Raw genomic sequence first — 10964 nt, forward strand, 5'->3', positions numbered from 1 at the left:
AGCGCACGCTCGGTGCGTTGGCGGCCGAGGAGCTCGGCTCGCCCGCGCACCGCAGCGGCGTGCGGCTGCACGACGACGCCGGCCGGCTGGCCGTGACCGTCACCGCGACGGCCGCGATCCGTCCGGGCAGGACCGTGCTCGATGCGGCCGAGTCCGCGCAGCGGCGGGTCCTCGCGGACGGGCCGGTCCTCACCGGCGCGCAGATCACGACCGCGCGCATCCGCGTCACCGGGGTGCACGACGTCAAAGCTTCGAGGAGGGTCCGATGAACGCTCGCACGCGACGCCGACTCGGCAACCGCATGCGGCACCGGTCCCGCTCCGTCGCGGTGTCGATCGGACTGTGGGTCGCGGCGCTGCCGCTGGCCTACCTCGCCGTCGAAGCGGTGCTCGAGCTCGTCGGTGCGCCAGCGCTGTGGCAGCGTCCGCTCGACGTCGTGGGCACGATCACCGGCGCCGAGGCGGTCCGCTACGCCGTCGCCGGCGCAGCGATCCTCGCCGCGGTCATCCTGCTCGTCCTGGCGTTCGCGCCGGGGCGCCTGTCGCGGCATGAGTTGGCGGACGAGCGGATGCTCGTGATCGTCGATGACGAGGTCCTCGCCGGTGCGCTCTCCCGCGCCGCCGCGACCGCGGCCGCTGTGCCGCGCGACCGGGTCAGCACCTCCGTCGGTTCGCGCAGCGCCGAGGTGACCGTGCGCCCGACCTCGGGGTTCGACATCGACCGAGACGAGGTCGCGGCCGCCGCCCAGCGCGAGCTGGAGCGCCTCGCCCCGACACCGCCGATGCGGCAGACGGTGCGCATCGAGACCGCGGGGGTGATCGGGCGATGACCACCAGCAACCGCGCCCTCAACCGACTCGCGCTCATCCTGCTGGGCCTGATCGCCCTGGCCGGCGCGGCCCTGCTGCTGCGACCCGAGATCGACCAGCTGCTCGAACCCGCAGGCCTCGTCACACCGACCCTCGGTCTCACCGAGGCGCCGGCGCCGTGGCTGCAGGGAGGCATCATCGCCCTCGCAGCCCTCGCTGTGATCATCGCGCTCGCGTGGACCACGACCCGGGGCCGCGGCGCCGACGGCACCGCGCTCGAGCGCGACGGCATCAGCATCGACGCGAACCTCGTCGAAGGGATGCTGCGCCGCCACCTCGACGACGCGACCGAGATCGCCCACGTGCGCCTGCGCGCGTTCCGCCCCAAGGACCGCGTCCTGCTGGCCGAGATCCAGGTCACCCGCGGCGCCGACCTCGCCGACATCCACCACCGCGTCCGGAACGCCGTCACCACCACCGACCAGCAACTCGGCACGCCGCTGCCACTGGTCGCCCACATCACCACCGGGCTCCGCTCACGCCTCGCCCACGAACGCCGCACCCACTGAGCACGCCGCGAGGGCGCGTCCGCGGAACCGCGGACGCGCCCTCGGCGGCTCAGCGCCGGCGGCCGTTCAGTGCCCTCGGCGGTTCAGCGCCGGCGGCCGAACAGGCGCTCGACCGGGATCGAGCCGTCCTGCCAGGGCGTGACCACCCAGACGACGACGTAGGCGACCCAGCCGAGCACCGGCAACAGGAACGAGACGAGGATCAGCAGGCGCACCAGCCAGACATTCCAGCCGAAGCGGCTGGCGAGCCCTCCGGCGATGCCGCCGAAGACGCGCTGGGGTCCGCGGCGGTAGCCGGCCTTGCGGATGGAATCGAAGAGGCTCATGCCGGCACGCTAGCGAGCCTTCATCCGATCGTGCTGAGGTCCGCCTCGCGGATGGTGACGGAGTCGTCCGCACGCCAGACGATCTCGAGGATGGCGTTGCGCTCATCGTCGCGGGCGAAGGGATGGGAGACGCCCTCGTCCTCGAACTGCGAGCGCGTCACGCAGATCGGGGTCACCCCGGCATCGCCGCGCATCTCGACCAGGCAGACCAGCTGGTCCCCCGCGGCCGACACGGCGAGCGCGGCATGGAGATCGACCCCGTGCGAGGAGTGCAGCGGAACGGGGCCCGCCAGCAGGGTGGCGACCACCGCGTCGCCGCCGACATGGATCGAACCGGGAGCCGTAGTCATCGTGGCCAGCAGCGCGGCCGACTCCGTCACCGAGCGCGCGTCGGCGATGGGTGCGGTGAACCGATCGAACGCATCCCCTCGGAGCAACCCGCCAGCCCAGGCGACGCACGCCGCGCCGATCGCGGCGCCGAGCACGAGTGCCGACACGACGGCCCAGGGGATCGGCCGGCGCCGCGCCGCTGCGACCGGGACGGTGGGCGTCGACGCCGGATGCGCTCGCTCGTAGTCGGCCAGCGCCGCACGGTCCTCGTCGCTCGCCTCGCGTCGGTAAGCGGCACGCTGCAGCCCGAGCAGCCGCTCATCCTATGGGCGGTCGTCGTGCGCAGGGGGCATCCTGCGACGCTACCCGAGCGGATGCGCCCCCGGTCCGCGCTCGACCGGACCGCCTCCCGAGGTCGATACCTTCGTCGCTTCCGCGCATCCGCTCGCTTCGTCAGCATGGGAGGACGAGGAGCGGATGCGAGGAGCGGATGCGAGGAGCGGATGCCGGGAGCAGCATGACGAGGAGCGGCATGACGAGACGCCGACGGTGGACGGGCACCGCGTGCGGCATCGCGATGATCGTCGCGGGCCTTGGGCTCTACGGCGGCCGCTGGTGGCTGCAGGAGCGGTTGCCGCTGCTCGACGACTGGCCCGTGCTGCTGCTCGCCGCTCCCGCGCTGCTGCTCGCCGCTCCCGCGCTGCTGCTCGCGGGCACCGCGCTGCTCGTGGCGGCGCGGCCCGGCCCCGCGCCGGACGAGGATGCGATGCGCGAGCCCGAGTGAACGCGTCGGCGCGGCCCCGGCGGCGCACGACTCAGCAGCGCGGCGACGACTCAGCACCGTCGCGACGCGTCGGCACGAGCTCGACGGCGCGCGGCGGTGCGCGACTCAGCACCGTCGCGACGACTCAGCACCACGAACGGCACCGACTTGTCGCCAAGCTGCTGAGTCGCCGGTTGGCGAGGCGGCGGAGGCGGCGCGGCGGCGGCACCCTCGGCGAGCGCCTCGCCCACTGGTACGAACGCCGCGGCTTCACCGGCTGAGGCAGCCGCGCTGCTCGCGCAGAACCGCGCCTCCAGGTGGCCCGATCCGTCACCCGGTCCATCGCGAACGACCGGAGGCGCCACCGGGCTGGGGAGCCGGGGGCGTTACCGCCGCCTACTCCCCGGCCGCACCCAGTCGCCGGAGCGGCCGCCCGACTTCGCGACGATGCGCACGTCCTCGATGACGACCGACTTGTCCATGCCCTTCACCATGTCGACGATGGCGAGCGCGGCGACCGAGACGCTGGTCAGCGCCTCCATCTCCACACCCGTGCGGTCGGCCGTGCCGACCGTCGCCTCGACGGCCACCCCGTCGTCGAGGATCTCGAGGTCGACGGATGCACGATGCACGCCGATCACGTGCGCGAGCGGCAGCAGGGTCGGCGTGGCCTTCGCCGCCTGGATGCCCGCGATGCGCGCCACCGCGAGCACGTCGCCCTTCGGCGCGGTGCCGTCGCGCAGCGCCGCGACGATCTCGGCGCTGCAGCGCACGAAACCGCGCGCCGTCGCGCTGCGCACGGTCGGCTGCTTGGCGGTGACGTCGACCATGCGGGCGTGCCCGGAGGCGTCGAGGTGCGTGAAGCTCATGCGCTCCATGGTCGCACCCCTTGCGCCGACGTCGCCGGCCTCGACAGGCTGGAGGCCTCACCGATGAGAGGACCGCCGATGACGCACGCTCCCGACGACTGGATGCGGCCACTGGGCGCGACAGGACGATCCGTCAGCGCCGTGACCCTGGGCACCTCCCCGCTCGGCGGACTCGAGCCGGCGACGGCGACCGAGCTGATCGCGACCGCGCTCGCCAGCGACATCCGCACCATCGACACGTCGAACGGCTACTCCGACAGCCGCAGCGAGCCGGTGCTCGGCGCGGCGGTGGCCGCCGCGGGCGGGCTGCCGGCGGATGCGCTCATCATCACGAAGACCGACGCGTCCGGCCGCGACTACTCGGGCGAGCGCGTGCGCGCCTCGGTGCGCGAGAGCCTCGATCGACTGCGCCTCGACCACCTGCCGCTGGTGCACCTGCACGACCCGGAGCAGTTCGCGTGGGACGAGATCACCCAGCCGGGCGGCGCGGTGGACGCGCTCGTCGAGCTGCGCGAGCAGGGCGTCGTCGGCTCGATCGGCGTCGCCGGCGGCGACTCGCGGGTCATGGAGCGCTACGTCGGCCTCGGCGTCTTCGACGCGCTGCTGGTGCACAACCGGCTCACGCTCGTCGACCGCAGCGCCGACCGGGTCGTCGACGACGCGATCGATCGGGGTATGACCGTGTTCAACGCCGCCATCTTCGGCGCCGGCATCCTCGCGGCGCCGCGCTCGGGCATCACCGACTACGGCTACCGCCCGGCGAACGAGGCGGTGCTCGGCGCGGTCGCCGCACTGGCCGACCTCGCCGACGAGTACGGCACCGACCTCGCGACCGTCGCCCTGCAGGCGTCCCTCCGCGACCCCCGGGTGACCTCGACCGTGGTCGGCCTGAGCAAGCCCGAGCGGATCGCGACGACCATCGCATCCGCTCGTCGCCCGCTGCCCGAGGAGCTGTTCGCGCGCGCCGACGCCCTGCTGCCGCCGGCCTCCGCCTGGCTCGACGCCTCGTGAGCGCGCCGTACCGCTTCGCCGTCGTCGGCACCGGCTGGCGCACGGGCTTCTTCCACGCCGTGGCGCGGGCGCTGCCCGAGCGGCTGCAGCTCGCCGGGGTCGTGGCCCGCAGCGACGGCTCGGCCGAGCGGGCCGCGGTCGAGCACGATGCGCCGGTGCACCGCTCGGTCGCCGAGCTGCTGCGGGGCGAGCGCCCCGACTTCGTGATCGTGAGCGTGCCGCGCGAGGCCGCGCCCGGCGTCATCGCCGAGCTCGTCGCGGCCGACGTGCCGGTGCTCAGCGAGACGCCGCCGGCCGCCGACCTCGAGGGCCTGCGCGCGCTGTGGCGCGAGGTCGGGCCGAGCGGACTCGTGCAGGTCGCCGAGCAGTACCCCCGCTACCCCGGGCACGCCGCCCGCAAGGCCATCGTCGACGCCGGGCTCATCGGCCGGCCCACCTCGGTGCACGTCTCCTCGACGCACGACTACCACGCCTTCGCGCTGATGCGCGGCCTGCTCGGCGCCGGCTTCGCCCCCGTCACGGTGCGAGCGGATGCGTTCGACGCGCCGCTCGTCGATCCGCTCGTGCGCGACGCCTGGACCGACGACGATACGGAGCGGCCGGCCACGACCCAGCTGGCCACGCTCGATTTCGGCGGCGGGCGCTCGGGCCTCTACGACTTCACGAGCAACCAGTGGCACAACCAGCTGCGCCACCGCCGCATCCTGGTGCGCGGCAGCCGGGGCGAGATCGCCGACGACGCCGTGATCCGCCTCGCCGGCCCGCGCACGATCCTCGAGTCCACGATCATGCGCCGCCAGCTCGGCTACGACCTCGACCTCGACGGCTACGCCACCGAGCACCTCTCGCTCGACGGCGAGGTGCTCTGGCGCAATGCCTTCCCGGGCACGCGGCTCTCGGACGAGGAGCTCGCGCTCGCCGACCTGCTGCTTGCGACCGGCGCCTGGGCGCAGGGCGGCGGCGACGCCCCGTATCCGCTCGCCGAGGCCAGCCAGGACCACGCGATCACGCTGGCGATGCGGCGAGCGCTGGAGGGCGGCGGGCGCGAGACGGTGGCGGAGGAGGCCTGGGCGGGCTGATCTCAGGGGCGACGCCGGATAGCGTCGTCCCCGTGCTCCTGCTCTGCCTCGCCGCCGCCCTGCTGCTCGCGTACGCGGTGCTGCGCCGCCGCGACCCGCGCATGCTGCGCAACGGCGTGCTGCTCACGGGAGCCATCGGCACCGGCGCGCTCGGCGCGCTGACCCTGGCCGCGGAGGTCAGCCCGATCGCCTCCGTCGCCCTCCTCGTGCTGGCGGTCTCGCTGCCCGTGAGCGTGCTCGTCTTCGGCGGGCTGCTCATCGGCAACGGCGTGACGATGCTGCGCCGCGAGGGTCGCAGCCTCGGCAACCAGCTCTCGCTCGTCGCGGGCCTGCTGGTCTTCGCGCTGCCGGTCGCCGCCATCCTCATCGCCGTCTCGTTCGGCACCGCGGGCCTGGCGATCGCCGCCCTGATCGCGCTCGCGTCGCTCTACGCGAGCCTCGCCTTCATCTCGTTCGCCGTCTACTCGGTCGTCTACGGACGGATGCGCCACCGCCTGGACCCCGCCGCGATCGTCGTGCACGGTTCCGGCCTTCGCGAGGACGGCACCCTCACCCCGCTGCTGCGCGGCCGAGTCGAACGCGCGCTCGCCGCCTACCGCGCCGGACGCGCGCGCGGCCGCCATCCGCTGCTCGTGCCCTCCGGCGGACGAGGCTCGGATGAGGCGCGCTCGGAGGCCTCGGCGATGGCCGAGCACCTGATCGGGCAGGGCGTGCCGAGCGACGACGTGCTGATCGAGGACCGCTCGACCACCACCCGCGAGAACATCGAGCGCTCCGTCGAGCTGCTGCGCGAGACCGGCCGCACCGACCCGCTGCTGCTCGTCACCAGCGACTACCACGTGCTGCGCACCGCGTCGCTGGCGCGCAAGCTCGGCGTCGACGCCCAGGTGATCGGCGCGCGCACCGCCCGCTACTACGTGCCCAGTGCGTTCCTGCGCGAGTTCATCGCGCTGCTCGTCGAGAACCGCTGGGTGACCGTGATCGCGCTGGCCCCGCTGGTGCTGATCGCCGCGGCGATCGTGGTGGCGGAGGCGGTCGGGGCGCTCTGACGGATGGTGCCCCTGGAGGGACTCGAACCCCCAACCCTTTCCTTAGGACGGAACTGCTCTTCCATTGAGCTACAGAGGCTGACCGGACCAGTCTAGGTGCACTGCGCCGGAACGTCGGTGACAGTCGGATGAGCCCGCCCGCAGGGGCGGCGGGCTACGCCGCCGGCGCCAGGTACTCGCCCCAATCGGGCTCGACGCGCTCGGCGCCGCGCACCGTCCAGGTGCCGCCGCGGGGCTGCGCCGGCGTGAACCGCAGGCGCCAGCCCATCTCGGCCGGGTTGCGGTCGCTCTTGAGGTTGTTGCACTTGAGGCAGCAGGCCACGAGGTTCTCCCACGTGTCCTTGCCGCCGCGCGAGCGGGGCTGGATGTGGTCGATCGTCGTCGCGTGCCCGCCGCAGTAGCCGCAGCGGTGCTCGTCGCGGCGCAGCACGCCCCGACGGCTCACCGGCACGGCCTTGCCGCTCGCGATGCGCACGTAACGGCTGAGCAGGATGACCGAGGGACGGTCGAAGGCGCCGTGCGTTCCGAAGACGGGATGGTCCCCGTCCCGTTCCAGCACGACGGCCTTGTGGTTCATCACGAGGATGAGGGCTCGTTTGTAGGAGACCACGGCCAGGGGCTCGTAGCCGGCGTTCAATACCAGGGTGCGCATCCGCGTCCTCTCGCCAGTGCCCGGACGGCTTCCGGGACCACGACTCCCCAGGCCATCGCCCGAACTCGTGCAGCGAACAGAAAAGGCACCGTCGATGACTCGACGATGCCTTACCGATCCCGCGCGTGACACGGCACGCACGGCTCACTGCTGTTCCGTATCCGGAAGAGCGCACGCGCATCCATGGCATGGATGCGGTTCACTCCGGACATGGGAACTCCCGTTCTCGCGATGGACGCTGAGGACGCCAGGATAACCCGGAACCGTGCGCACGCCCAGGGGCGGGGCGAGCCCGGAGGTGACGTTCTCGTTAACTCCCGAGCGGACCGCTGGAGAGCGCGAACGCGACGCCGAGGCTGGCGACCGCGAGACCCAGGAGCACGAGGGCGGCGATGCGCCCGCCGAGGTCGTTCGGCTGCCGCTCCGCCGAGCGCCGCGCTCCGGCCCTGCCGGCGTGCCGGGAGTGGGAGGCGTCGCGCAGCCAGAGCTCGCGCAGGGTGACCGCGACGTCGTGGGAGGTCGGGCGCAGTCCCGCCTCCCGAGCGGTCATCGACTCGAGCATCTCGGCCCACCCCTCGGGCAGGCCGTCCGGGACCGTCGGCGGGCGATGCAACCGCGCGAGCGCAGCCTCCACGGGCGTGCCCGAGTACTGACGCTCGCCGCTCAACGCCTCGATCAGCACGAGGCCCAGCGAGTAGACGTCGCTCGCGGTGCCGACGGGTTCGCCGAGCACCTGCTCGGGGCTGAGGTAGGCGGCGGTGCCGAAGACCGGGCCGTCGTCCTCGCGGTGCATCGTGTGCACCGAACGGGCGATGCCGAAATCGGCGAGCTTGACGAGGTTGCGGAACCCGAAGGCCGGGGTCTCCGCCACCAGGATGTTCCCGGGGGTGACGTCGCGGTGCACGATGCCGCGCGAGTGCACGTAGGCGAGCGCATCCGCCACCTGGCAGCCGATCTCGGCCACCTGCCGGGCCGCGATGCCGGCGCTCTCGGTGAGCACGCCGCGGAAGCTCGGGGTGTCGACGAGCTCCATCACGAGGTAGTCGCGCTCGACGCCCTCGACGCGCACGGTGCCGGCGTCGAACACCTCGATGAGGCCGGGGTGGCGCAGCTCGGCGAGCAGACGCAGCTCGCGATCGGCCTGCTCGATCTCCTGCGCCGACTCCGCGGACGCGGCGCTGCGGTAGAGCTTGACCGCGACCTCGCGGCCGAGGCGCTCGTCCCAGGCGCTGAACACGTCGGCCATGCCGCCGCTGCCGAGGTGGTCCCGCAGCGTGTAGCGCTCGGCGATCGTGCTGTTCGGGTTTGGCTCGGCGAGCGGATGCAGCGTGTCGGTCATCGCCCGCCTCCAGGAGATCGCTGCCTGCGACTGAACACGCAGGATGCTCGAAATACTAGGCGATCTAACGAATCACGTACAGCGGATGCGCGCAGAGGATGACCCGGGCCCGCTTGCCCCGCTCTCGACGGGCTAGTGACCGGCCGCGTCGTCGGTCTCGGCGTCGTCCACGGCATCGCTCATGCGGTCAAGGAACTGCGCGATGACGGCCGCTTCCTCCGGCGGCAGCGATTCCGCGATCTCGAGCATCCGGCCGTGCATGCGGCCCAGCGTCGCGCGCACCTCCTCGTCCGAGGTCAGCGTCGGAACGATGACCAGCGCGCGGCGATCCGTGGGGTGCGGCTCCCGCTCGACGTGGCCGCTCTTGACGAGACGGTCGATGAGGATGGTGGTGGAGGCCGACGAGATGCCGAGCTCGGCGGCGAGGTCCTTCGGGCTGATCTGCCGACCCGCGCGACGAGCCTGGAGGAGGAACTGCACGGCCAGCAGGTCGGTCTCGCCCATGCCCATGGCGCTGCGGGTGCGGCGGCGCATGGCGGCTTCGGCCGAACGGTAGCGGCGCATGGCGTTGAGGACGGAGATCGCCCGACGCGTGCGGTCCTCTTCTCCGTACCAGTAGCTGCCTGCGCGCACCGCGGCTTCGCTCTGGCTGGTCATCGCAACAGCCTAACCCGCCTTGTCGCTAGACGGGCTAACGATTCCCTGCGATGACGCTGCGAACGGGTCACCCGGCGAGCAGCAGCGGGATCACCACCACGAGACCGGCGATCGTGACGATCGTCGCCACGCCGGCTGAGACGAGCGAGACCGCCGCGCCGCGGCGGGCGCGCCTGCGCACCGAGGGCAGCACGGCATCGCGATCGCGGGTGGCGTCGGCGGCCTGGGGGACGGCCTCGGCACGTGGGGCCGGAGCGACCACCCGGCGCGTCGTGTAGCGCGAGGTCGATCCGGCTCCGCCGCCGAGCACGGCCCGGCGACCGGCGACCGGCGGGGCGAAGCGGTCGACCGGAGTCGGCGCCGCACCGATCCCGGCCCCCAACGGGCCTGAGAAGGCCTGCGACGGAGAGGGGCCGCCGACCCGCACGGTGCCCTCCGGCAGCCAGCCGCCGCGCTCGGCGACGACGGTGTCGTCGTCGACGAGCGGATGCGCACCGGGCCGGATCACCGCCGCCGTGGCCTCGTCGATCTCGGGCCGCGGCTGGCGCTGCACGAGCTCGGTCTCATCCATCGTCGACGGGTCCGACCGGTCGACGGCGATGGTGCGGTCGTCCAGGCCGTCGTCCTGATCCATCCGCTCGGAGGCCTCCCGGGCACGGCGGCGCTCGCTCATCGCACCCGCACCGGGATGGTGTCGTCCACGAGCTCGGTGTCGTGGCCGTCCAACGGCGCGGAGCGCAGCAGCGAGTTCGTGGTCTCGTCGCTCGACAGGACGGCGCCGCCTTCGAGCACGTCGACGATGACGACGGTGATGTTGTCGCGGCCGCCGTTCGCCTTCGCACGCTCGACGAGCGCCTGCGCGGCCGACTCGGGACGTCCGCTCATCGTCAGGGTCATGCGGATGCCCTCGTCGGCGACCTCGCCGGTGAGGCCATCGCTGCAGACCAGCATCCGCTCGCCGTTGATGACCGGCAGCAGCCACGAGTCGGCGGTGCTGTCGGCGGCCCCGATGGCTCGGGTGATGACGTTGCGCTGCGCGAAGGTGGGCAGGTCCTCCCTGCGCAGCGCCCCCTGCTCGATGAGCTCCTGCCCGAGGGAGTGGTCGACCGTCACCTGATCGAGGTCGCTGCCGTGATGGCGGTAGACGCGCGAGTCGCCGATGTTGAGGACCAGCCAGTGCGGTGCGCCGTCGTGCTCGACCAGCACGATGCCGGTGAGCGTGCTGCCGGCGCCGCGCGCGTGACCCGCGGCGATCGCGGCGACGTCGGCATTGGCCGCGATCACGGCATCGCGCACCTGCTGCAGCGAGGGCATCACGGGTCCGCTCGCGTGGCGGCGGAACGCGTCGACGACCGCCGCGCTGGCGACCTCGCCGGCCTCGTAGCCGCCCATGCCATCGGCGACGATGAACACGGGCGACTCCGCGAGGAAGGCGTCCTCGTTGTTCGTGCGCTGCACGCCGGTGTCCGTGAGCGCACCGACGGCGAGCCGCACCGTGCCGACCGCCGTCAT

15 protein-coding genes and 1 tRNA gene are annotated in these 10964 nt (G+C 73.1%); 7 read left to right on the forward strand and 9 right to left on the reverse strand.

Features of this window, described 5'->3' with window-relative positions; genetic code table 11:
* Positions 1–17: 17 nt before the first annotated feature.
* The 3 genes from QQK26_RS08670 to QQK26_RS08680 are packed head-to-tail and all read left to right on the forward strand — an operon-like array spanning position 18 to position 1377.
* Entirely contained in the window at positions 18–269 is a 252-nt protein-coding gene (locus QQK26_RS08670; RefSeq protein WP_284231845.1) for a hypothetical protein, read from the forward strand.
* Positions 266–829: an Asp23/Gls24 family envelope stress response protein gene (locus QQK26_RS08675; RefSeq protein ID WP_284231846.1), complete on the forward strand. Its 564-nt coding sequence runs from the start codon at positions 266–268 to the stop codon at positions 827–829. Before QQK26_RS08670 ends, QQK26_RS08675 begins: the two co-directional genes overlap by 4 nt.
* A complete protein-coding gene (locus tag QQK26_RS08680) occupies positions 826–1377 on the forward strand; it encodes a hypothetical protein (RefSeq protein ID WP_284231847.1) in 552 nt (183 codons plus the stop codon). Before QQK26_RS08675 ends, QQK26_RS08680 begins: the two co-directional genes overlap by 4 nt.
* 83 nt (positions 1378–1460) lie before the next feature.
* Here the strand turns inward: QQK26_RS08680 and QQK26_RS08685 are convergent, their stop codons facing one another.
* Positions 1461–1703 carry a PspC domain-containing protein gene (locus QQK26_RS08685; protein ID WP_284231848.1) on the reverse strand — a complete coding sequence of 81 codons (243 nt, stop codon included), beginning with the start codon at positions 1701–1703 and terminating at the stop codon, positions 1461–1463.
* 20 nt (positions 1704–1723) lie between these two features.
* Entirely contained in the window at positions 1724–2200 is a 477-nt protein-coding gene (locus QQK26_RS08690; RefSeq protein WP_284231849.1) for a hypothetical protein, read from the reverse strand.
* Positions 2201–2565: 365 nt separating this feature from the next.
* Here QQK26_RS08690 and QQK26_RS08695 point away from each other — a divergent pair, with 365 nt between their 5' ends.
* The gene (locus tag QQK26_RS08695; RefSeq protein ID WP_284231850.1) at positions 2566–2817 is read left to right on the forward strand and encodes a hypothetical protein; all 252 of its coding nucleotides are present in this window, start codon (positions 2566–2568) and stop codon (positions 2815–2817) included.
* 365 nt (positions 2818–3182) lie between these two features.
* On the opposite strand, the gene moaC is transcribed toward QQK26_RS08695, so the two are convergent.
* Complete coding sequence (gene moaC, locus QQK26_RS08700; protein ID WP_284231851.1) at positions 3183–3665, reverse strand: cyclic pyranopterin monophosphate synthase MoaC; 483 nt, start codon at positions 3663–3665, stop codon at positions 3183–3185.
* Between the two features lie 78 nt (positions 3666–3743).
* On the opposite strand from moaC, the gene QQK26_RS08705 reads away from it, so the two are divergent.
* The 3 genes from QQK26_RS08705 to QQK26_RS08715 are packed head-to-tail and all read left to right on the forward strand — an operon-like array spanning position 3744 to position 6804.
* Positions 3744–4676, forward strand: a complete 933-nt coding sequence (locus QQK26_RS08705; protein ID WP_284231852.1) for an aldo/keto reductase — start codon at positions 3744–3746, stop codon at positions 4674–4676.
* Positions 4673–5755: a Gfo/Idh/MocA family protein gene (locus QQK26_RS08710; protein WP_284231853.1), complete on the forward strand. Its 1083-nt coding sequence runs from the start codon at positions 4673–4675 to the stop codon at positions 5753–5755. Before QQK26_RS08705 ends, QQK26_RS08710 begins: the two co-directional genes overlap by 4 nt.
* A 32-nt stretch (positions 5756–5787) precedes the next feature.
* Entirely contained in the window at positions 5788–6804 is a 1017-nt protein-coding gene (locus QQK26_RS08715) for a YdcF family protein (RefSeq protein ID WP_284231854.1), read from the forward strand.
* Positions 6805–6808: 4 nt separating this feature from the next.
* Here the strand turns inward: QQK26_RS08715 and QQK26_RS08720 are convergent.
* From QQK26_RS08720 to QQK26_RS08745, 6 genes are all read right to left on the reverse strand, one after another.
* Positions 6809–6883: transfer RNA gene (locus QQK26_RS08720), tRNA-Arg, on the reverse strand.
* Between the two features lie 75 nt (positions 6884–6958).
* Complete coding sequence (locus QQK26_RS08725) at positions 6959–7456, reverse strand: HNH endonuclease (protein WP_284231855.1); 498 nt, start codon at positions 7454–7456, stop codon at positions 6959–6961.
* Between the two features lie 310 nt (positions 7457–7766).
* Positions 7767–8795: a serine/threonine-protein kinase gene (locus QQK26_RS08730; RefSeq protein ID WP_284231856.1), complete on the reverse strand. Its 1029-nt coding sequence runs from the start codon at positions 8793–8795 to the stop codon at positions 7767–7769.
* A 132-nt stretch (positions 8796–8927) separates the two neighbouring features.
* A complete protein-coding gene (locus QQK26_RS08735) occupies positions 8928–9452 on the reverse strand; it encodes a MarR family winged helix-turn-helix transcriptional regulator (protein WP_284231857.1) in 525 nt (174 codons plus the stop codon).
* 67 nt (positions 9453–9519) lie between these two features.
* Positions 9520–10125: a hypothetical protein gene (locus tag QQK26_RS08740; RefSeq protein WP_284231858.1), complete on the reverse strand. Its 606-nt coding sequence runs from the start codon at positions 10123–10125 to the stop codon at positions 9520–9522.
* The gene (locus tag QQK26_RS08745) at positions 10122–10964 is read right to left on the reverse strand and encodes a PP2C family protein-serine/threonine phosphatase (RefSeq protein ID WP_284231859.1); all 843 of its coding nucleotides are present in this window, start codon (positions 10962–10964) and stop codon (positions 10122–10124) included. The genes QQK26_RS08740 and QQK26_RS08745 overlap by 4 nt, the downstream gene beginning before the upstream one ends.

The sequence above is a fragment of the Arenivirga flava genome (genome assembly GCF_030161575.1).
Classification (GTDB): domain Bacteria; phylum Actinomycetota; class Actinomycetes; order Actinomycetales; family Microbacteriaceae; genus Arenivirga; species Arenivirga flava.